Here is a 22484-nt window from a genome sequence, read left to right on the forward strand (position 1 = left end):
ATTATTGTAATAAATTCGGGTAGTTAAGCGCTTTTCTATGTTAATCATTGATGGCTTTGAGCGTTTGCTGAGTTTTTTAAACTACACTTGATTGATAGAGATTACCCAGAAAAGGATATCTATCAATGAGCGACTCTAACGCCTCAGATGCATTAGGTTCAAAGTTAAAAGTCCATATTGATGCACTTGAGAAGCAGCCTCTCGATATCGCACCAGACGCCTCCTCAAGGCGCTTGCACAACGGTGTCGACACGCTATTTCCACCTGCAGATCTGCACGGAAGCTATACCAATAACCGTCCACTTCCGTCTAAGGGTATTGAGGAGCGTCGTGCCTGGATCGTTGGCGGCGGTATTGCAGGGTTGTCTGCTGCCTTCTTCCTGATTCGTGACGGGCACATGCCCGCAGGTAATATCACCTTCCTTGAAGAGCAGGGCATAGAGGGTGGCTCGCTAGATGGCGCGGGTAACGCGGAAGAGGGATATATCGTGCGAGGAGGTCGGGAAATGGAGATGACCTATCAGAACTTCTGGGACGTCTTCTCGGAAATACCGGCGCTGGAGTTGCCGCCGCCATTCACAGTGTTGGATGAGTACCGCATTGTAAATGACGCCGACAAAAACTGGTCAAAAGCGCGTCTTCTGGAAAAACAGGGCCAGATTAAAGACTTCTCTACTATGAACCTTACCAAACGCCAGCAGCTGGAAATCATCAAGCTACTGCTAGCGCGCAAAGAGGATCTAGATGATGTCAGCGTAGAGCAGTGGTTTAGTGAAGGATTCCTAGAGACCAATTTCTATACCTTCTGGCGCACCATGTTTGCCTTTCAGAACTGGCATTCAGCGCTTGAAATGAAACTGTATATGCATCGTTTTCTCCACCTGATGGATGGGCTTAACGACATGACGTCGCTGGTGTTTCCGAAGTACAACCAGTACGACAGTTTTGTCCGGCCACTGATGAGCTGGTTGAAAGACCAGGGCGTGACTATCCAGTACGACACGGTTGTCGAGAACTTGGAGTTAGCTACCCAGGATGGCATCAAAACCGTTACCGCCCTTCAGTGCCGCGGCATTGAAGGCCGCAAAACGGTCAATATTGAAGCCCGCGATCTGGTGTTTATCACCACCGGCTCGATGACGGAAGACACGGCCTACGGGGATGATGACACCGTCCCTCAGTTGAAAGATAAACGTCAGGCTGGCATGGGGTCAGGCTGGCAACTCTGGAAGAATCTCGCAGAAAAATCCGATAGCTTCGGAAAGCCAGAAAAATTCTGCGGGGATGTCCCTCGCTCAACCTGGGAGTCAGTAACATTAACCTGTAAGCCCTCGCCTCTGATGGATAAGCTTAAAGCGCTGTCGGTTAACGACCCCTATTCAGGGTTCACAGCCACAGGTGGGATTATTACCTTTACCGACTCCTCCTGGCTGATGAGCTTCACGTGTAACCGCCAGCCGCATTTTCCTGACCAGCCCGACGATGTGATTGTGCTGTGGACGTACGCATTGTTGATTGACAAGCCTGGCGATTATGTCAAAAAGCCAATGCCAGAGTGTACCGGGAAAGAAGTATTGACCGAGATGTGCTATCACCTTGGCTTGATTGATCAGCTCGATGCCATACTGGCTGCCACCAAAACCCGTATCGCGTTAATGCCGTATATCACCGCTCAATTTATGCCAAGAGCCAAAGGAGATCGCCCTAACGTAGTTCCTGATGGCTGTACAAACCTAGCCTGCATGGGTCAGTTTGTGGAAACACATAACGACGTTGTGTTTACCCTGGAAAGCTCGGTTAGAACTGCCCGTATTGGGGTTTACAGCCTGCTTGGGCTCAAGAAGCAAGTGCCTGACATTTATCCGGGCCAATACGATGTGCGTCGTTTGTTACGGGCTACTCGCACTCTGAACAGTGATGAGGCATTTTTGGGTGAAGGTGTTTTACGCCGTGTTTTGGGGGGAACCTACTTTGAAAATATCCTGCCGCTTGGCCGAGAAGAGGTCCCTGAAGATCTTCATAATCATGGGTTATTTGAGCATCAGCTTCAGGCTCTTCGTGGTTTGATGAGCGAAAACTATACCCTTGATGACGTCAAAGGTCGGTTCCAGGCGTTAAGAGATAAGCTGCGCGGGCGGCACTGATAGCTAAGTTTTAGAGCAACAAATGATGAGCGTTAAGTTAACAACACACATTTTGGTTACATTGCAAAGCGGGAAACGGCCCGCAACCCAGTAGGTGCCGAGTGCTAGCGAAATACTTGGAAGTGTTATCTAACCAAACAAGCGGCGCCACTGCTTAACGAACCATTGCGTAATTGGCAAAGAAGTTGGCTCGGTGTTGACTGGTTTGTTATGCCTGAAGGTGATCAATGGGGCATTAAGGAACTGCCGCAGGGGTGTTACTTGATCAGCATTGTTCAGCATTGGGGCGTGGCCGCAGTCTGGCGCGGTGAAGGTAACCAAGTCAGGCTGTACCTCTTTCATCCGTGGCAGCGTTGCGGCATCCAGTAGTGTCGATTCGGCTCCGCGAATGACCATCACAGGGCAGCGGATGTTTGCCCAATCAGCCCATGTATCTCGCGGCGTATCATGGACAAACTGTTCGCCAATGCGGGGGTCGAAGTGATAAGTCCAGCTACCGTCCGGAAGGCGGCGTGCGCTACCCAATGCCAGGGCTCGCCACTCAGCATCACTGGTAATCCCGAAGCTTGCGTAGTGTTGTGTTAACTCTTTTTGCAGGTCTGCAAAGCTTGTAAAGCGGTGGGTTAGGCTGAAATAACTGGAGAGCGCGGTGAGACCCTCTTTATTCAGTTCAGGCCCAACATCGTTAAGGATAAGCCTGGAAATCCGGTGTTTATGCGCCGGGTTGGAAGCAAGCAGCATGCCCAATAGCCCACCCATAGAAGTGCCCAGCCAATCGACCTGTTTTAATTGAAAATGATCTAGAACACCTACCGCCACCGTCATGTAGTGGCTGTAGAGATAATCGTGGGCAGGAAATAGTGACCAGCTAGAAAGACCGCGGCCGGGCGTATCTGGTGCAAGAATGCGCCATTCACTGCCCAACTGATGGGCCAACGCTTCGAAATCACCGCCGTGGCGCGCAAGGCCATGCCAGGCAATCAGCGTGCGGGGAGCATCGGGATTCCAAATGCGGACAGCGATATCAAGTTCGCGGATACGAACAAATTCTAATGCATCCATAAAGTAGTCCTATGCTGGCCCCACTTAGTGTAGGTGTATTGCTGCATTGCAGCGAGAGAGTTAGCGCTGCATCATCTTGATGAGTGTGTCGATGAGCTCACCGCCGCGTTCGCGCAGTGAAAAAGACTCAGGATTTCGCAACCAATCATGGAATAAGCCACCCAGCGCAGCCTGCACAAGGCGCGTTGCTACTTCAGGTGTTAAATCATCACGTAGTAACTGCTGTTGCTGGGCCAGTTGAAATACTATCAGCATTTCATCGAAACATTCGTCTGCAATCTCATCTTGCATCTGAATCGGGTTGATATCGCTAAAGAATTCACAGCGATGCAGAAGAATTGACAAAATGCGTTGATGTGACGGCTGTTCCAAGCGATTGAGGCCAGCATGGCAGGCAAGCTGTATAGCAACCAAGGGCGAGACGGTTGAGTCAGCGTTATTCACCTCTTCCATCAGCGACTGGAAGGGCATACGCACACGCTCCACCAACGCCATAAAAAGATCGCCTTTATTTTTAAAATGCCAATAAACGGCACCACGCGTTAGGTCAGCATGACGCGCAATTTGCTCCAGCGATGTGCGAGCTACGCCTTTTGCGAAAAACACCTCTTCAGCGGCATCCAACAGCGCTTCGCGAGTTGCAGCAGCCTCCGCTTTGGTTTTTCTTGCCATATAAAAACGCAGCCTCAGTAATCGACACGTGACTGTTTATTTTATCTTATGTGCACCACTTTTTACATTCAAAACTGTATGGTTAATTGCATTAGCCCATAGCGTGGGTTAACAAATTCGTTATTTATCGGTAAAAAGCGTATAAGATTCATTTGGAAACGCCGTTTCGAAACGGAACTGTCATTACGCACGCTATAGGATTTTCAGCATGGCGCGAGCACCTTTTACTCTAGCAGGGCACACTATAATGCCTGGCCAACGCTTACAAATTGATGTGCCCGTGGCACGTCTATATACCCACACCCAGCTGCATATTCCGGTTGAAGTTGTGCATGGGCGTAAAGAGGGCCCGATCATGCTCGTTTGTGGTGGTATCCACGGCGATGAAATTAATGGAGTAGAGATTGTTCGCCGCCTGCTGCGTTCTAAAGCAATCAATAGTTTGCGCGGTACGCTAATCGCTGTACCTGTGGTGAATGTCTTCGGCTTTTTGCAGCAAACGCGCTACTTACCCGATCGCCGCGATTTGAACCGCTGCTTTCCAGGCAGTGAAAAGGGCTCGCTAGGTGGGCGCATTGCGGCACTGTTCCGCGATGAAATTGTCGATCACGCCACCCACATTATCGATCTGCATACCGGTGCTATTCATCGCACTAATCTTCCGCAGATTCGTGCTCAGTTACAGCCAGGCAGCGAAACCGAGCGCATGGCTGATGCGTTTGGCGCACCCGTTGTACTCAATGCAGAGCTGCGTGAAGGTAGCCTGCGCCACTATGCTCAAAATCGTGGTATTCCTGTGCTTACCTATGAAGCCGGCGAAGCGCTACGTTTTGATGAGTGGGCCATTGCACCCGGCGTGCGTGGTGTTTTGCGGGTAATGCGCCGCTTAGGCATGCTGGCGGGGGAGCAGCGCCGCCGCTCGGCGATGCCCGCAGAACTTGCCAATGGCTCTAGCTGGGCGAGAGCACCTATCGACGGTATCTTACGACCCAAGGTGCGCTTAGGTGCTCGTGTAGCAAAAGGCGAAGTGCTCGGTAAAGTGGCAGACCCCTTCGGTAATGATGAAGGTGAAGTACTCTCTATGGCTGACGGTATTGTTATTGGTATGAGTCGCCTGCCACTGGCGAACGAAGGCGAAGCGCTTTATCACATTGCCCGTTTTGATGAAATTGAAGAAGCTGAAACGGCGATTGAAAACTTTCAATCAAGCCTGACACCGCAGCCAGATGCTATGTATTAATCTGCTGATAACAGGGCAGGCGCTGCTTGCCCATTCATTTCAGGCTCACGTACAAGGCTAAGCGCTTCATCGAAAAGGCGTAGCCCAGCGTCCTCTTTATGCGCGTGCTCAGAGAGATGACGACGAAAACGCCTGCCGCCAGGGCAGCCCTGAAATAAGCCCAGCAAATGACGGGTAATGTGGTTCAGCTTGGCCCCTTCATCTAGCCGCTGCTGAATGTAAGGGCGAAATGCGTTAGCTGCTTCTAGGCGCGTGCGTGCAGGCCCTGTTTCACCAAATAGCTGCTCATCAACCCCGGCGAGTAGCCAAGGGTTTTGATACGCCTCGCGGCCCACCATCACGCTATCAACGTGCGCAAGGTGTGCGTTGCACTCGGCGAGTGTTTTGATACCCCCATTAATGCCAATATGTAGCTCTGGATGGCTTTGCTTTAGGCGATGCACGCGGGGGTAGTTGAGGGGCGGCACATCACGGTTCTGCTTAGGCGATAGCCCTTGCAGCCACGCCTTGCGCGCATGAACGGTAAAAACATTGCAACCCGCATCTGCCACGATCTCAATAAACCGTGCTAAGTCAGCGTCTTCATCCTGATCGTCAATTCCAATGCGGCATTTCACCGTGACCGGAATCGACACCGTCGCCTGCATTGCTTTCACTGCCGCTGCCACTTTTTCGGGGTAGCCCATCAAACAAGCGCCAATCATATTGTTTTGCACCCGGTCGCTAGGGCAGCCAACATTCAGGTTGACCTCGTCGTAACCCCACGCCTCGGCAATAGCCGCGCACTCGGCCAGCTCCCCCGCATCGCTGCCACCCAACTGCAACGCAATCGGATGCTCAACATCGCTATAGCCTAAAAAGCGCTCACGGGGTGTCCCATGCAAAATGGCACCGGTGGTCACCATCTCGGTATACAGCAATGTCCGCTTGGTTAACGTGCGTGCAAACGCGCGGTAATCTCGGGTTGTCCAATCCATCATGGGGGCCACAGAAAACAGGCGGGCTGCATCTGCTTGGCTTGCTTTGGTCATATCAATCACTTGCATCATTCAATGCGGTATGAGCCTGTCGTAATTGCTTAGCAGCGGGGGAGTCGTCGGCGAGCGATTGTACGCAAAAAGCGGGGGTGAGTACAAAGCACATTATCGGCAGCCCGAGCTAACCTACGATAGAAGTTCAAGGCATAAATTATGCCCCTTTGCGTGCTCTAGCCAATTCAGCCATGGCGACATGCAAAAAAACGGAGTGAGTTTTGTGCCGAATAGCGGGTCACAACGATGTGATGATGGTCGATGTTAACTCTGATCAGTTCCTAGTTACTCTTCTTTAGTTCCATGATCAGTGCGCTGCTATCCACCTTCTGCAACGATGCTGTTAACCGTACTATTTTAGCTAGATTGGTGACGAAATGCGGGAGAGGGAAGTGCTGGGTCGTGCTATTTGTGATTAGTTTTTGTATAAGTATTGTAAGCCTTGCAGCGCTTTGCTTTTTTAGCGGTCTAATTCAATGTGATGAGGGCTAGGCAGTGGTAAGCTGATTGTACGTTGTTGAGGAGTCTCTATGCATAAGACACTAGGTGGTATCAGTTTAGTGTTAGCGAGCGTGTTGCTGCTGACTGGCTGTGGCGGCCAGGAGGAGGAGCCGACCTCTGTGCCGCCTGAGGCGGTCGTCGAAACACCTAGCCCGCAAAAAAGTGCTGAACCCAAAGAGGCGGTTGACCCTCTCATTGTGACCATTTCGACAATGGCTTCTTTGCGCTCTGATCGTCGTTTAATGGTGGAAGGCGAAACCAACCTGCCAGATGGCGCTCTTATTCAGGTAACTATTGAGCGTGAAATAAGCCGCGTTCGCTGGCAGGAGCGCACGAGTGTTTCGCAAGGAAAATTTAATGCTGGCCCTCTTGGTTCTGGCAGTGGCTTACCAGATGGAAGGTACATTGTGAGCGTTCAGCTATCAGAAGCTTCAGTGCAGCCAGTCGCAGTTCAAGCACGCATCGGCAGTGAAGGGGAATACCTAGCTGGCGAGCTGGTAAGCCAGACTCGCCATGGTCTAGGGCAGGTTGCCACTTACTCGCGCAGTTTCTTGGTGGGCAGTGAACCAAGACGTACGCGCGACCAAGTGGACGTGGTTGAAGAAATGTAGGACGTGGGGAGATAAAGGTGCTTTAGGCAGGAGACCAGTGTGCTAACAGTACCGCATGGATGGTGGTGTCACTGGGCGCTTTTGCAAAGTGCTCAATAACATAACCTTGTTCACGCTGGATTAAATAATGGCCAGCTTTGTGAAACACATGGGTAGGACCTAATAGCACTAAGTCACCTGCTGACACCGGTGAGAAATCCGTTTCTGGGCCGGGAGTTACCATTACGCAGGGCGCTTTCCAGTCAATTTTCAGTGGCAGGTGGTGCGGTACCGTCATCGTTGTTGCCTGAACCTGTTCCCAGGGGAGGGGAGCAGCATGCGTCAGGGTCAACAGCGGAGGTGCACTGTCACCTTCTAAGAGCGTTGCCAAAGAGCATTCAAGAGCATCGGCGAGCGCCACAAGGCGCTCATGGCCGATCTGTTTGATAGCACCGGATTCCCAGTAAGAAATGGTGACATCTGATACGCCTACTTTACGTGCGAGGGCAGCCTTGTTGAGCTTGGCCCTAAGTCGCAGTTGCTTTATACGTGAGCCTAGCGATTCCATTTCGTTTTCCTATTGATGAGCCCAATAAGCTCGTTAAATGACCTCCACCCTATTCGGCGGCGTTCGGTGCATACTAAAAAACGCGTGGCGCTTTGAAGGATGAACTTGAATCATAGGTGCTACGCCATATTAAGCGATTGTGCTCTAACGCGCATCCTGCTGTCGGCAAGCCACTAGCAACCGTTCAGACGCTTTTAAGTTAAACTCGTTCCCTGCAAGGTGCTGTTGGTTGCTTTAAGGGTGCGTATAATGCCGTGACGCTTTATTGTCAAAAGGACATCTTGATGACCGTTCGTACTCGTATCGCGCCTTCTCCAACGGGTGATCCGCATGTAGGTACTGCCTATATTGCGTTGTTTAATCTCTGTTTTGCGCGCCAGCATGGTGGCCAGTTCATTTTGCGCATTGAAGACACCGATCGGGTTCGGTCTACCGCCGAATCAGAGCAGATGATTTTAGATTCTTTGCGTTGGCTTGGCTTGGAATGGGATGAAGGCCCGGATGTTGGTGGCCCTCATGGTCCATATCGGCAAAGCGAGCGTGGTGATATTTACGCCCAGTATGCTCAGCAGCTTCTAGATGCTGGGCATGCTTTTAAGTGTTATCGCACCAGCGAAGAGCTAGATGAGATTAGAGAAGCACGCAAAGCGGCTGGTATGCACTTGGCCTTGAAGCCAGTTGACCTGGCGATGGCCCCGGATGAGCAAGCCCGCCGTGAGCAGGAGGGCTGGCCATATGTTGTGCGCATGAACGTACCCAGTGCGGGCGTTTGTGTTGTTAACGATATGCTGCGAGGCACCATTGAAGTTGAGTGGGCGCAAGTCGATGCACAAATTCTGCTGAAGTCGGATGGTATGCCTACTTATCATCTGGCGAACGTGGTTGATGATCACCTGATGAATATTACCCACGTGCTGCGCGGCGAGGAGTGGATTAACTCAGCGCCAAAGCATCAGTTGCTGTATGAATACTTCGGCTGGGAAATGCCGCAGTTATGTCATATGCCACTGCTGCGCAATCCCGATAAGTCCAAGCTTTCCAAGCGTAAAAACCCGACGTCGATTAACTACTATCGCCGGATGGGGTTCTTGCCTCAGGCAGTCACTAACTATTTGGGCCGCATGGGTTGGTCGATGCCCGATGAGCGCGAGAAGTTTAGCCTGTCAGATATGATGGCTGAGTTTGATATCCAGCGGGTATCGTTGGGTGGGCCGGTGTTTGATCTGGAAAAACTAACTTGGCTTAACGGCGTCTACATTCGTGAAGACTTAGATGATAATGCATTGCTTCAGGCGCTTCGGGAGTGGGCATTCAATGAGGAGTACGTGAAGCAAATACTTCCTCAGGTGCGTCCTCGTGTTGAAACGCTTTCTCAAGTAATACCGCTGGCTGGGCACTTTTTTTCTGGGCTGCCTGTATTAGCGGAAGACGATTTTGATAGTGTCAAGCTTGAGAAAGAAGAGCTGGTTAAGTTGCTTCAGTTCTTGGTGTGGCGTTTTGAAGTTGTGCCTGCCTGGACGAAAGAGGCGCTCTTGGCTGACGTTAAATCACTCGCTGAGCATTTTGATATTAAGATGAAAGCTTTCCTGGCCCCTGTCTTTATTGCCATTACAGGAAGCACTTCAAGCACTTCAGTAATGGATGCGATGGCGATCTTAGGATCCGATGTGACGCGGGCGCGGCTCCGCAATGCTATTGAAGTGCTGGGCGGAGTCTCCAAGAAGCAGGCGAAACGCTTTGAGAAAGAGTTTCGTGGCCTTTAATGACTAGCTGGACCTTAAGCGTAGCACTGGCGGATGCCCAGGGGTGTCTTAGGTAAGCCTGCTTTATTGGTGCCTTAGATCAATGCAAGGGAGCGCCAATTTCTCATAAATCACGGAATTTGGCGCTTCCTATGTCTGAAAGGCTTGACGAAGGCGGGCATAATCAGTAACCTACGCTCCGTCTTAGAGACATGTGGGGCCTTAGCTCAGCTGGGAGAGCGCAACACTGGCAGTGTTGAGGTCAGCGGTTCGATCCCGCTAGGCTCCACCAATATTGGAAGTTTCAATGCTTGACTAGCGACTTAAAGTTTTTGGCACTGAGATTTCAATATAGCGTTTTAAGGCCGCATTTTTAGGTTCATAACGTCCCATTCGTCTAGTGGTCTAGGACACCGCCCTTTCACGGCGGTAACAGGGGTTCGAACCCCCTATGGGACGCCATCTTCTATTTCCTCGAAATTTATTTGCAGATTTATTGTCGGCAAACATATCTCAAAACACGCATTTTAATTAAAGGCAATGGGGTCACTCATCTGTCAGATTTTGCGTTCCTATTATTGTGATTACGGGTTGAAATCACTCCCATTTCAATCGTTTTTTTAACGATTTTGTGCTTGACTTGTCCACTTTTGTAACTTTGCGAGAGGGGTTGTGCACAACCCTGTGTTGTTGTCTCAAAAAATCAGTGATTTAGAATTATTTCTTTTAAATCAGTATCTTATATTAGGTTAAAAAATGACCAATTTAAGGCTGGGTCACTGTTCATGGCGATTGTGGGACGTTTTGTAGTGGTTGTGAACAGGGTTATCCACAGATAGTGTGGAAAACCTTTTTCAAGATCGAGGCGCTTAAAAGTCAAGCGTTATTCTGGCCTTTGTAGGCGCTTTAATAGTGACGAAGTGTCCCAACGTCCACCATCCTTACGCTGCACATTCAGTCCACAGCGAAGCCATGATTGTTCTGCAAAGTGCAAGCCTTCGGCAAGGCCTTGTACCAAGCCAGCAGTACAGATTTGGTTAACTACTACTTTTCACCTCTTGTAACCCGCTAGAGACAGTAGCATCCAAGAAGACGGCACCTTATTAACGGCAGGTAGTATCTAGTTTCAAAGCGAGATCTGCAGAAGCAGTGGTGTGGTCGATTAGGTAAGTGCCAGCTGCCATGCTGCTCAAGATGCCATCGTTGCCAGAGTAGTCACTTGCCTAACGTCGTTGTTGCTTACGCATATTATACAAGGTCTGCGATGTTGGCGGCTCCATTGGGTGTAGCGTGGAGGTGCCGTCGTGCTCTTTTGCTCAGGCCAATGAAGGCAACGGTAGTGATGATGCGCTAGAGCATCTTGTCAGTGCGCAGGGAGAGCAAAAAAGTGAATTTATAACAAGCAAAAAGCCACCCGCGCGGGTGGCCTTTTATTATCCTAATGACGCTGTATGGTTGGTGCGGCGTTATTTTTTAGGATAGTCGCGCATATCGTGGCCGATATACAGTTGGCGCGGGCGGCCAATTTTGTAACTTTCGCTAAGCATTTCATGCCAGTGAGAAATCCAACCGATAGTGCGAGATACCGCGAAAATAACGGTAAACATATTGGTCGGAATGCCCATGGCTTTGAGAATAATGCCAGAGTAAAAATCGACGTTTGGATATAGCTTACGCTCGATGAAGTACTCATCTTCCAAGGCGATTTGTTCAAGGCGCTTGGCGATTTTAAGCTGCGGGTCGTCGGCTAAGCCAAGCTCAGCGAGTACTTCGTCACAGGTCTCTTTCATTACTTTGGCGCGCGGGTCAAAGTTACGATAGACGCGGTGACCAAAGCCCATTAACTTGAAGGGGTCATCTTTGTCTTTTGCTCTGTCGACAAAGCGCTGAATATTTTCTTCAGAGTCGTCGCCAATTTCGTCAAGCATGTTTAGTACGGCTTCGTTGGCGCCGCCATGTGCTGGGCCCCAAAGTGCTGCAATACCTGCACTGATGCAAGCAAATGGGTTGGCACCGGTCGAGCCTGCTAAGCGAACTGTAGAAGTGGAGGCGTTTTGCTCATGATCCGCGTGCAACATAAAGATGCGGTCCATGGCTTTCGCGAACACTGGATTAATCTTGTACTCTTCGCAAGGATTGCTGAACATCATGTAGAGAAAGTTTTCTGCGTAGTTCAGGTCGTTGCGCGGGTAGTTGAACGGCTGACCAACGTTATATTTGTGCGACATTGCGGCCAAGGTAGGCATTTTTGCAATGAGGCGAATAGCGCTGATTACACGATCTTCTTCTTGAGTGATGTCCATGTGGTCATGGTAGAAGGCGGCTAGGCCACCAACGACGCCACACAGAATGGACATTGGGTGCGCATCGCGGCGGAACCCCTTGAAGAAGTTATTGATTTGGTCGTGCACCATGGTGTGGTTACGAATGCGCGACTCGAAATCTGCGTACTGTTGGTCATTAGGTAGTTCACCAAACAGTAGGGTGTAACACATTTCAACAAAATTAGACTCTTTGGCCAGTTGGTCAATGGGATAGCCACGATGAAGTAGCACGCCCTTGCCGCCATCAATGTAGGTAATAGCGGACTGGCAGGAAGAAGTGGCCATGAAGCCGGGATCGTAGGTAAACAGGCCTTCAGCACCCAGGCCGCGTACGTCAATGACGTCGGGGCCAAGTGTGCCGGAATACATGGGTAGCTCGATCGATTTTTCTAGACCGTCTACCGTCAATGTCGCTTTCCTGTCAGCCATGCTGGCCTCCTTTCGAATTCGGTTTGGGACGTAATGTCGTAGTTTCGCATACCGCGCCGGCGAAAAGGCTCGCCTACTATAGAATTGTTCGACATTTTGTCAATTAGCCTAAGCGCTAGGTATCCTTGTGCAGCTGTTGTTGTGCTGTATAATTATTGTATATGATTATTGTGGAGTTCATAGTAAAGTGACGTCAGGAGATTGTCGACACGTCAACGGACTTACCAAACCCTCAATCTCCTGTCACTATAACCATGCTGCAACGCAAAATCGACTCGGGTAGACCTCATTTTTATTGCACCATAGTCGAGTTAAGCTTGAGTTCGGTTTGTCAGCAGGGGCGAAGGTTCTTATAATCCACGGCGCGCGACCGGCAGATAGGAGGTCGTGCTCGACTTGGCAACGGCCGAGCCCCTTCCAGCAACCACTGCCCGCTCGGGCTATGCCCGACCTGTCGCAGAGCGGGCCAATAGAGTGTGTATAACGCCGTGAATAGCAAACGACCCGTAAACTTAGACCTTACTACGATACATTTCCCACTACCGGCGCTAACGTCGATCACACACCGTATTACGGGTGTCATCCTCTTCGTCGGTCTGATTTTCGCTTTCTGGGCGCTGGGTAAATCACTATCGTCTCCGGCTGGCTTTGATGCCGTCAGCAACGCGTTGGCCAATAACTTTTTTGCCAAGTTCATTGCCTGGGGATTGTTATCCGCACTGGCATTTCATCTTGTAGCAGGCGTCAAACACCTATTAATGGATGCGAATATCGGTGTGACCCTTGAAGGTGGTGTGAAAAAAGCACAGATCACTGTTGTCGTCAGTGTCGTTCTGATTATCCTAGCAGGAGTTTGGGTATGGTAACTAACATCACTAGTTTTGGTCGTAGTGGACTCTCCGATTGGCTAATGCAGCGCGTTTCAGCGGTAATTCTGGCTATATATGCCGTCTTTATCGTCGCCTACCTGCTGTTTAATCCTAATTTGGACTATTACGCCTGGAGCGGACTGTTTGATCAAACTTGGATGCGTATTTTCTCGCTGCTAGCGTTTGTTTCCGTTGCAGCGCATGCCTGGATCGGTTTGTGGACGGTCACCACCGATTATCTCAAGTCCACTCGCCTGCGCGTGGGTGTCCAGACGCTGATTATTCTGGCCATCTTCGTATACCTGGTGTGGGGCATTCAAATCCTGTGGGGAGCTTGATACATGTCTAACCTTCGTAGCCTGACATTTGACGCCATTATTATTGGTGGCGGTGGCTCTGGCCTGCGCGCTGCGCTTGAACTGGCTAAGTCCGGTAAAAAGACAGCCGTACTGTCCAAAGTGTTCCCGACGCGCTCCCACACCGTTTCTGCTCAGGGTGGTATTACTTGTGCTATCGCCTCTTCAGATCCGGACGATGATTGGCGCTGGCACATGTACGATACCGTCAAAGGCGGCGATTACATTGCTGACCAAGATGCGGCTGAGTACATGTGTTCAGAAGGCCCGAAAGCGGTATTTGAGCTTGAGCATATGGGACTACCGTTCTCGCGCTTCGATAACGGCCGTATTTATCAACGTCCATTTGGTGGTCAGTCAAAAAACTTTGGTGAAGGTGGTCAGGCAGCGCGTACCTGTGCAGCGGCTGACCGTACCGGACATGCGCTGCTTCACACGCTCTACCAAAACAATCTCAAGAACAACACTACGTTTTTGAATGAGTGGTATGCGGTAGATCTGGTGAAAAACAGCAACGGTGATGTGGTCGGCTGTATCGCCATGTGCATCGAAACTGGCGAAGTTGTCCACGTTAAATCGAAAGCCACGGTTCTTGCTACGGGCGGTGCAGGCCGTATTTATGCCTCAACTACTAATGCGCTGATTAATACCGGCGATGGTATTGGTATGGCGTTACGTGCTGGCTTCCCGATGCAAGACATGGAAATGTGGCAATTCCACCCAACCGGTATCTACGGTGCAGGAACGTTGGTAACGGAAGGTTGCCGTGGTGAAGGTGGTTACCTGATCAATAAAGACGGCGAGCGCTTCATGGAGCGTTATGCTCCGAACGCAAAAGACTTGGCCGGTCGCGACGTCGTTGCGCGCTCTATGGTCATGGAGATCTTGGAAGGCCGAGGCTGTGGCGAGAAAGGCGACCACGTCTTCTTGAAACTTGATCACTTGGGCGAAGAAGTTCTTGGTAAGCGTCTCCCAGGTATCGTTGAGCTGTCGAAAACATTTGCTCATGTTGACCCTGCTAAAGACCCGATTCCGGTAGTGCCTACTTGCCACTACATGATGGGTGGCATTCCGACCAACATTCATGGCCAGGCAATTACTCAAGACGAAAGCGGCAACGATCATATCGTTAATGGCTTGTTTGCTTGTGGTGAAGCGGCGTGTGTATCGGTTCACGGTGCTAACCGCTTGGGCGGTAACTCCCTGCTAGACTTGGTAGTGTTCGGCCGCGCAGCGGGTATGTTCATCGAAGGCGCACTTAACGAAGGTATTGAATACCTGGATGCTTCTGAATCTGATATCGAGTCAGCTATGAAGCGTATTACGCGCTGGAATGAATCGGAAGGTGGCGAAAGCATTCCCCAGCTTAAAGCAGAACTTCAAGACATTATGCAGACCTCTTTCGGTGTATTCCGCGAAGAGAAAAATATGCGGGAAGGTGTCAAAAAGCTGGCGGACCTACGTAATCGTATTGGCAACGCGCACTTGCCTGACAAGTCCAATGCCTTCAATACCGCACGTGTTGAAGCGCTAGAACTTGATAACTTGATGGAAGTGGCAGAAGCAACGGCGATTGCTGCCCTTGAGCGTAATGAGAGCCGTGGTGCGCACTCGCGCTACGACTTTCCTGACCGTGATGATGTTAACTGGCTGAAGCACTCGCTCTATTTCCCAGCCACGAAAGAGCTGAAAAAGCGCGACGTCAACTTCAAGCCGAAAACTGTTGACACGTTCGAGCCTAAAGTTCGCACCTACTAATCTCTGCACTGACGAGAGGGAGTCACCATGTCTAACCTTCAGGTATCCGTATACCGTTACAATCCGGAAACCGACTCCGCGCCTTATATGCAGGAGTTCCAGGTCGATACTAAAGACCGCGATCTGATGGTGTTGGATGTTCTACACCTGATGAAAGAGCAGGATAGCGGGCTTGCGTTTCGTCGCAGTTGTCGTGAAGGCGTATGCGGTTCCGACGGCATGAACATGAACGGTAAAAACGGCTTGGCGTGTATTACGCCGCTGTCGGATGTTGTGAAAAGCAACAAGCTGACCCTGCGCCCGTTACCGGGTCTGCCGGTTATCCGTGATATGGTCGTTGATATGGGGTTATTCTATAAGCAGTACGAGCGTATTCAGCCGTACCTGCAAAACGATACTCCAGCACCAGCGATCGAGCGACTGCAATCACCAGAAGAGCGCGACAAGCTAGATGGCCTGTATGAGTGTATCCTGTGTGCATGCTGTTCTACGTCGTGCCCATCATTTTGGTGGAATCCAGACAAGTTTGTTGGTCCGGCTGGTTTGCTTCAGTCTTATCGCTTCCTTGCAGACACACGCGACACGGCTACGCGTGAACGTCTTACTAACCTGGAAGATCCGTTCTCCGTTTTCCGCTGCCGTGGCATCATGAATTGTGTTGCGGTTTGTCCGAAAGGGCTAAATCCGACCCGTGCAATTGGTAAAATTCGTGAAATGTTGCTAGCTGATGCGACGTAAACGCCTAATCCTATGAAAAAAATGCGAGCGCTGCGTAAGTTGCTTCACAAAGGCACTTAAATCGCGGCGCTTCGCTTGTTATCATAGGGACGTTGGGCAGTGCGGCGACGCGTCGCACTACCTATTCAGTCAAGTTTAAAAGCCGGTGCATAAAGTACCGGCTTTTGAGCATGAACTGATTGAGCATGAACTGATTGATAATGACTTAATAGAAAGAGCTCCGTACCATCGTAGTAAAATACGAAGTGGTACCAAGCGATGAAATAGTACGTAGTGAAAATGTAGCATTAACAGCTAGTATGAATAGGGCTTCCGGCCTTTGGTCGGCGCCGCCGGCATATGTCCCGCCCCGCCGGCAGGGCAATAGCGATGTCGTTGCGTGACCGCAGCGATACCGATACCACCCCATCAGTGCAGGGTGACCGAGAGATGCAACAAGGCATAATGGAGTTGATGTGGCGTTCCTCTCACGTTAGTGGTGGCAATGTCCACTACGTGGAAGCGCTTTATGAGCAGTACCTCGCCGATCCAGATTCTGTCTCAGACGAATGGCGTAGCTATTTTGATCAGCTGCCGCGTTCTGAGGGCAGTGCCTCCCACGATGTTCCACTAAGCCCCACGCGTGATCAGTTCTACCAACTGGGTCGTGAAAGTCGCCCAGGTCGGGTAACCGCTGTCTCCTCCGATAGCGGTGAGAATAAAAAGCAGGTTAAGGTCCTGCAGCTGATTAACGCCTACCGCTTTCGTGGCCATCAGAAGGCAAATATTGATCCGCTAGGACTGCGTAATCCCACCCCCATCCCAGACCTCGATTTGTCATTTCATCAGCTTTCCAAGGCTGATCTTGACACCGAGTTCCAAACCGGCTCGTTCTTTTTAGGTATTGATAAAGCACCGTTGCGCGAGATCGTCGACGCGCTGGAGCAGACCTACTGTCGTTCCATCGGTTGCGAGATCATGCACATTGTTGATACCGAAGAGAAACGTTGGTTGCAACGGCGTTTTGAATCGGTGCGAAGTGCGCCAAAATTCAGTGATGATGTGCGTAAGCACGTGCTTGAGCGCCTTACTGCTGCTGAAGGTTTGGAAAATTACCTAGCGTCTAAATATCCAGGTACCAAACGCTTCGGTCTAGAAGGTGGTGAATCATTTGTTCCAATGATGGACGAGTTGATTCAGCGGTCCGGCGGCTATGGTACTAAAGAAGTTGTGATTGGCATGGCCCACCGAGGCCGATTGAACCTGTTGGTTAATATCCTGGGTAAAAACCCCGCTGAATTAATCGACGAGTTCGACGGTAAAAAGGTGATCGAACGTGGTTCTGGTGATGTGAAATATCACCAAGGCTTTAGCTCGAACGTCATGTCGCCTGGTGGCGAAGTTCACTTGGCAATGTCGTTCAACCCGTCGCATTTGGAAATTGTTGCGCCGGTAGTGGAAGGTTCGGTCCGTGCCCGTCAAGATCGCCGTAATGACGAAGAGGGCAGTAAAGTACTGCCAATCAACGTCCATGGTGATGCGTCGTTTGCAGGTCAGGGCGTGGTCATGGAGACATTCCAGATGTCTCAAACCCGGGCCTACAAAACTGGTGGCACAGTACACGTCGTTATTAACAACCAAGTGGGCTTCACGACATCAAACCCCTTGGATGCGCGCTCTACAGAATACTGTACTGACATCGCTAAGATGGTTCAGGCGCCGATCTTCCATGTTAACGGCGATGACCCTGATGCGGTTCTCCATGCGACCCAAGTGGCGCTAGATTACCGTCAGCAGTTCAAGAAAGACGTGGTTATTGACCTGGTGTGCTATCGCCGTCGCGGCCACAATGAAGCCGACGAGCCATCGGGCACCCAGCCGATGATGTACGCCAAAATCAAAGATCATCCTTCTTCGCGCTTGCTTTACGCTAAACGTCTTGTTGAGCAGGGCGTATTGTCAGAAGAAGACGCCAAAACGATGATTGAAACCTATCGCGATGATCTTGTGGCAGGTAATCACGTAGCCAATGCCTTGGTGCAAGAGCCTAATACGTCACTGTTTGTGGATTGGGCGCCCTACCTGGGGCACGAGTGGACCGGGGATGCAGATACCACCTTTGATATGAAGCGTCTGCAACAGCTGGCGGGGAGGATGTGCGAGATTCCTGATGGGATCGAAGTACAGCGCCAAGTCGCTAAGATTTATGAAGACCGTCGTAAAATGCAGGCGGGTAGCTTGGGGCTTAACTGGGGCTTCGCCGAAACGCTGGCGTATGCCACGCTGCTAGAGCAGGGCCATCCTATCCGTATTACCGGTCAGGATGTTGGACGTGGAACGTTCTCTCACCGCCATGCGGTTGTCCACAACCAGAAAGATGGTTCCACCTACGTACCGCTGCAGAATATGTCAGACGGTCAGCCACGCTTCACTATTCATGATTCATTTCTATCGGAAGAGGCGGTGTTGGCGTTTGAGTATGGTTACTCAACAACAGCGCCGGGTGTCCTCGTCATTTGGGAAGCCCAATTTGGTGACTTCTTCAACGGTGCCCAAGTAGTGGTTGACCAGTTTATCTCCTCTGGCGAAACCAAGTGGGGACGACTATGTGGTCTGACCATGCTGTTGCCGCATGGCTATGAAGGCCAGGGGCCAGAACACTCCTCCGCGCGATTAGAGCGTTTCTTGCAGCTGTGCGCTGAGCACAATATGCAGGTGTGTGTACCGACAACCCCCGCACAGATTTATCATCTGATGCGACGTCAGGTCATTCGTCCGTTGCGTAAGCCACTGGTGATCATGTCGCCGAAGTCGCTACTGCGTCATAAAGAAGCAGTCTCTAGCTTGGAAGATCTCGCTCACGGCAAGTTCTACATGGTATTGCCGGATCAGTCGAATCTTGAGGCAGAAAAGGTCACTCGCGTTATCATGTGTGCTGGCAAGGTGTATTACGACTTAGCCAACTGGCGTGCAGAAAACGAGCGTGATGACACGGCGATTATTCGTCTTGAGCAGCTCTACCCCTTCCCGAAAGAAGAGCTTCTGGAAGTGCTCCAGGCGTATGCCAATGTGGAAGACATCGTGTGGTGCCAGGAAGAACCGCTGAACCAAGGCGCTTGGTACTCAAGTCAGCACCACATGCGCGCCGTGGCCGATATACTGAAAAATGGCTTCGGACGTGATTTGAAATTTGCAGGACGTCCTGCCTCTGCCGCGCCGGCAGCGGGCTATATGTCCGTCCACACTGAACAGCAGCGCCAGCTGGTGGAAGACGCTTTTAACCTATAAGCGCCCACCGGGTTTAGAGAACATATAAGGGAAACGACATGGCTATTGATATCAAAGCGCCAACCTTTCCGGAATCCGTTGCAGAAGGCACTGTGGCTGCGTGGCATAAAAAGCCGGGTGACAGCGTCGAACGCGATGAACTGATTGTTGAAATTGAAACCGACAAAGTGGTGCTCGAAGTCGTCGCACCGGAAGCGGGTACCTTGACTGACGTGATGGCCGAAGAGGGCGATACCGTTGAGTCAGAGCAAGTGTTAGGCAAAATTGGTGAAGGCAGCGCGTCTAGCAGTAAAGAAGAGAAATCTTCTGACGAAGCCAGCGCTAAATCGGCCGAAGTGAAAAAAGACGATAAGCAAGAAGAGCAAAAAGCCAGCGGCGGTAATGGCGGTGGTCAGCAACATGATGTAAAAGCCCCGAGCTTCCCAGAGTCTATTCAGGAAGGCACCGTGGCGACGTGGCACAAGAAAGTAGGTGAAGCGGTTAAGCGCGATGAAGTGCTAGCCGACATCGAAACCGACAAGGTTGTACTTGAAGTTGTTGCCCCTGCCGACGGTGCGCTAGCTGAAATTAAAGCCGAAGAAGGCAGTCAGGTAGAGTCCGAAGCGGTTCTGGCCGTCTTTACTGAAGGGGCTGGCGGTGCAAGTGCTGAAGAAAGCAGCAATGCTTCTTCTTCCAGCGCTGCAGGTGGCGATGATGAAGGCGCTAATGAAAAAGTTGCTGATAAAGTCTTAGCACCAGCGGCCCGTAAAATGGTTGCTGAGCATGATCTGGATGTTTCTAAGATTGAGGGCACCGGCAAAGGTGGCCTCATCTTGAAAGAAGACGTTCAAAAAGCAGTGAAAGATGGTTCTGCCAAAAAGGCAGTAAAATCTTCTGCGCCGGCGAAAGCCGCCGCTGCACCGGCTGCGGAAGGTGATCGCGTCGAGAAACGTGTTCCGATGACGCGCCTGCGAAAAACTATCGCTAAGCGTTTGGTTGAGGCGCAGCAAACGGCTGCCATGCTGACCACGTACAACGAAGTGGACATGACTGAAATCATGGCCCTGCGTGCGCAGTACAAAGATACGTTCCTAAAAGCTCACGATATTAAGCTGGGCTTTATGGGCTTCTTTGTAAAAGCGGCTTCTGAAGCCCTTAAGCGCTTCCCAGATGTTAACGCTTCTATTGATGGTACCGATATCGTCTACCACGGCTATCAGGATATTGGCGTCGCGGTATCAACGGATCGTGGCTTGGTTGTACCGGTATTGCGTGACACCGACAGCATGAAAATTGCCGACGTCGAACGAACGATTGTTGATTTCGGCAAGCGTGGTCGTGACGGTAAGCTGGGCATGGATGACATGATCGGCGGTACTTTTACTATCACCAATGGCGGTACGTTTGGTTCGTTGATGTCGACCCCGATCATCAATCCGCCGCAGACTGCTATCCTGGGCATGCACAAAATCCAGGATCGTCCAATGGCCGTGAATGGTAAGGTCGAAATTCGCCCAATGATGTATTTGGCGTTGTCCTACGACCACCGCATGATTGATGGTAAAGATGCGGTACGATTCCTGGTTACTATTAAAGAGCTGCTGGAAGATCCGGCTCGCTTGCTGCTGGACGTATAACGGGGCGCGCTGATCTGCCTCCGCTGATGTATTAGCGTTCTAATGCAATCGCACTTTGCCTCTTTCCCGGTTTAGCTTCAAACGGGGGGGCAACCAAGCTAAAGGAACCAACATGGCTGACAAATTTGATGTAATCGTTATCGGCGCAGGTCCTGGTGGCTACGTAGCGGCTATCCGCGCTGCGCAGCTGGGCCTGAAGGCCGCCTGTGTTGAAAAATGGATTGGTAAAGAAGGCAATGTCGTTCACGGTGGTACGTGCTTGAACGTCGGTTGTATCCCGTCCAAAGCGTTGCTTGAAGCCTCGCATAAGTTCGTCGAAGCCAAGCACGATTTTGACGACATGGGTATCAATGCTGGCGACGTCACGATGGACGTCAAAAAGATGATGGCTCGCAAGGACAAGATCGTTAAGAACTTGACCGGCGGCATTTCTGGGTTGTTTAAGGCTAACGGCGTTACATCGATTGAAGGTACCGGGAAGGTAGTTTCCGGTAAGCAAGTCGAAGTCACCGATCACGATGGTAAGACTACGACGTATGATGCGGAAAACATTATTATCGCTGCAGGTTCCGTGCCGATTGAAATTCCGCCTACTCCGCTGGTAGACGGCATGGTTGTAGATTCGACTGGCGCGCTGGAATTTCAGGAAACGCCAAAGCGTCTGGGCGTTATTGGCGCAGGCATTATCGGTCTGGAGCTGGGTAGTGTTTGGAACCGTCTGGGGTCAGAAGTCACGGTGCTTGAAGCCATGGATGACTTTCTACCGATGGTCGATACGGCAATTGCCAAGGAAACGCAAAAGATCCTCAAGAAGCAGGGTCTGGATATTAAGCTTAACGCTCGCGTGACCGGCTCTGAAGTCAAAGGCGAAGAAGTCGTTGTTAAATACACCGATGCCAACGGCGAACAGGAAATGACGTTTGACAAGCTGATTGTCTGCGTTGGCCGTCGTCCCTACACCAAAGGCGTTATCGCCGATGGCGTAAGCATTGAGTTGGACGAGCGTGGGTTTATCTTCGTAGATGATCAGTGCCGCACCAACGTACCGGGCGTATACGCCGTTGGTGACTGTGTGCGTGGCCCGATGCTGGCACACAAGGCATCTGAAGAAGGCATTATGGTGGCAGATATCATTGCTGGCCATAAAGCTGAGATGAACTACGACACGATTCCCAACGTAGTGTATACCTTCCCAGAAGTGGCATGGGTAGGCATGACCGAACAGGATGCCAAAGCAAAAGGTATTGAAGTCAAGATAGGGGCTTTCCCGTTTGCGGCAAGTGGCCGTGCGATGGCGAACAATGCCACTGAAGGAACCGCCAAAATTATTGCGGATGCCGAAACGGATCGTATTCTGGGCATGCACATTGTAGGTCAGCATGCTGGTGAAATGATTGCCCAGGGTGTTATTGCGATGGAATTTGGCTCCAGTGCTGAAGACCTGGCCCTGACTTGCTACGCGCACCCGACCATGTCAGAAGCCGTGCACGAAGCTGCACTCGCAGTAGACGGTCACGCCATTCACATGGCTAACCGCAAGAAGCGTAAATAATTCGCTAAGCAACAACCAAGCGCCA

The 22484-nt window shown here is 51.0% G+C and carries 16 protein-coding genes and 2 tRNA genes; 13 read left to right on the forward strand and 5 right to left on the reverse strand.

Features of this window, described 5'->3' with window-relative positions; all coding sequences use genetic code 11:
* The first annotated feature begins 125 nt into the window (after positions 1 to 125).
* Positions 126 to 2144: an oleate hydratase gene (locus ELY33_RS03530; RefSeq protein ID WP_126944031.1), complete on the forward strand. Its 2019-nt coding sequence runs from the start codon at positions 126 to 128 to the stop codon at positions 2142 to 2144.
* 129 nt (positions 2145 to 2273) lie between these two features.
* Here the strand turns inward: ELY33_RS03530 and ELY33_RS03535 are convergent, their stop codons facing one another.
* Entirely contained in the window at positions 2274 to 3206 is a 933-nt protein-coding gene (locus tag ELY33_RS03535) for an alpha/beta fold hydrolase (RefSeq protein ID WP_126944034.1), read from the reverse strand.
* A gap of 60 nt (positions 3207 to 3266) precedes the next feature.
* Positions 3267 to 3878 (reverse strand): TetR family transcriptional regulator, encoded by a 612-nt coding sequence (locus tag ELY33_RS03540; protein WP_126944037.1) that lies wholly within the window; start codon positions 3876 to 3878, stop codon positions 3267 to 3269.
* A 208-nt stretch (positions 3879 to 4086) separates the two neighbouring features.
* Between ELY33_RS03540 and ELY33_RS03545 the strand changes: the two genes are divergently transcribed.
* Positions 4087 to 5118, forward strand: coding sequence for a succinylglutamate desuccinylase/aspartoacylase family protein (locus ELY33_RS03545; protein ID WP_126944040.1), 1032 nt, complete (start codon positions 4087 to 4089; stop codon positions 5116 to 5118).
* Here the strand turns inward: ELY33_RS03545 and dusA are convergent.
* Complete coding sequence (dusA, locus tag ELY33_RS03550) at positions 5115 to 6149, reverse strand: tRNA dihydrouridine(20/20a) synthase DusA (protein ID WP_126944043.1); 1035 nt, start codon at positions 6147 to 6149, stop codon at positions 5115 to 5117. The two genes, ELY33_RS03545 and dusA, sit on opposite strands and share 4 nt — an antisense overlap.
* Before the next feature lie 530 nt (positions 6150 to 6679).
* On the opposite strand from dusA, the gene ELY33_RS03555 reads away from it, so the two are divergent.
* Entirely contained in the window at positions 6680 to 7261 is a 582-nt protein-coding gene (locus ELY33_RS03555) for a hypothetical protein (protein ID WP_126944046.1), read from the forward strand.
* Between the two features lie 22 nt (positions 7262 to 7283).
* Here ELY33_RS03555 and ELY33_RS03560 read toward each other — a convergent pair whose 3' ends face one another.
* Complete coding sequence (locus tag ELY33_RS03560) at positions 7284 to 7808, reverse strand: helix-turn-helix domain-containing protein (protein ID WP_126944049.1); 525 nt, start codon at positions 7806 to 7808, stop codon at positions 7284 to 7286.
* Positions 7809 to 8092: 284 nt separating this feature from the next.
* Between ELY33_RS03560 and gltX the strand changes: the two genes are divergently transcribed.
* The 3 genes from gltX to ELY33_RS03575 all read left to right on the forward strand — a co-directional run bounded on the left by gltX (position 8093) and on the right by ELY33_RS03575 (position 10012).
* Entirely contained in the window at positions 8093 to 9571 is a 1479-nt protein-coding gene (gltX, locus tag ELY33_RS03565; RefSeq protein WP_126944052.1) for a glutamate--tRNA ligase, read from the forward strand.
* A gap of 195 nt (positions 9572 to 9766) precedes the next feature.
* Positions 9767 to 9842 (forward strand) — tRNA-Ala (locus tag ELY33_RS03570).
* A 94-nt stretch (positions 9843 to 9936) separates the two neighbouring features.
* Positions 9937 to 10012: transfer RNA gene (locus ELY33_RS03575), tRNA-Glu, on the forward strand.
* 1004 nt (positions 10013 to 11016) lie between these two features.
* Here ELY33_RS03575 and gltA read toward each other — a convergent pair.
* Positions 11017 to 12303, reverse strand: coding sequence for a citrate synthase (gene gltA / locus ELY33_RS03585; RefSeq protein ID WP_126944055.1), 1287 nt, complete (start codon positions 12301 to 12303; stop codon positions 11017 to 11019).
* 488 nt (positions 12304 to 12791) lie between these two features.
* Between gltA and sdhC the strand changes: the two genes are divergently transcribed.
* The 7 genes from sdhC (at position 12792) to lpdA (ending at position 22459) form a co-directional block, all read left to right on the forward strand.
* Entirely contained in the window at positions 12792 to 13169 is a 378-nt protein-coding gene (sdhC, locus tag ELY33_RS03590; RefSeq protein WP_208644194.1) for a succinate dehydrogenase, cytochrome b556 subunit, read from the forward strand.
* Positions 13163 to 13510 carry a succinate dehydrogenase, hydrophobic membrane anchor protein gene (sdhD, locus tag ELY33_RS03595; RefSeq protein ID WP_126944061.1) on the forward strand — a complete coding sequence of 116 codons (348 nt, stop codon included), beginning with the start codon at positions 13163 to 13165 and terminating at the stop codon, positions 13508 to 13510. Before sdhC ends, sdhD begins: the two co-directional genes overlap by 7 nt.
* A gap of 3 nt (positions 13511 to 13513) precedes the next feature.
* Entirely contained in the window at positions 13514 to 15286 is a 1773-nt protein-coding gene (sdhA, locus tag ELY33_RS03600; RefSeq protein WP_126944064.1) for a succinate dehydrogenase flavoprotein subunit, read from the forward strand.
* A gap of 27 nt (positions 15287 to 15313) precedes the next feature.
* Positions 15314 to 16024 carry a succinate dehydrogenase iron-sulfur subunit gene (locus ELY33_RS03605; protein WP_126944067.1) on the forward strand — a complete coding sequence of 237 codons (711 nt, stop codon included), beginning with the start codon at positions 15314 to 15316 and terminating at the stop codon, positions 16022 to 16024.
* A 429-nt stretch (positions 16025 to 16453) separates the two neighbouring features.
* The gene (locus tag ELY33_RS03610; RefSeq protein WP_126944277.1) at positions 16454 to 19291 is read left to right on the forward strand and encodes a 2-oxoglutarate dehydrogenase E1 component; all 2838 of its coding nucleotides are present in this window, start codon (positions 16454 to 16456) and stop codon (positions 19289 to 19291) included.
* A gap of 38 nt (positions 19292 to 19329) precedes the next feature.
* Positions 19330 to 20907 (forward strand): 2-oxoglutarate dehydrogenase complex dihydrolipoyllysine-residue succinyltransferase, encoded by a 1578-nt coding sequence (odhB, locus tag ELY33_RS03615; protein WP_126944070.1) that lies wholly within the window; start codon positions 19330 to 19332, stop codon positions 20905 to 20907.
* A 112-nt stretch (positions 20908 to 21019) separates the two neighbouring features.
* Positions 21020 to 22459 (forward strand): dihydrolipoyl dehydrogenase, encoded by a 1440-nt coding sequence (gene lpdA / locus ELY33_RS03620; RefSeq protein WP_126944073.1) that lies wholly within the window; start codon positions 21020 to 21022, stop codon positions 22457 to 22459.
* Positions 22460 to 22484: the final 25 nt, after the last annotated feature.

This window comes from Vreelandella andesensis (assembly GCF_003989795.1).
In the GTDB taxonomy this organism is placed as follows: domain Bacteria; phylum Pseudomonadota; class Gammaproteobacteria; order Pseudomonadales; family Halomonadaceae; genus Vreelandella; species Vreelandella andesensis.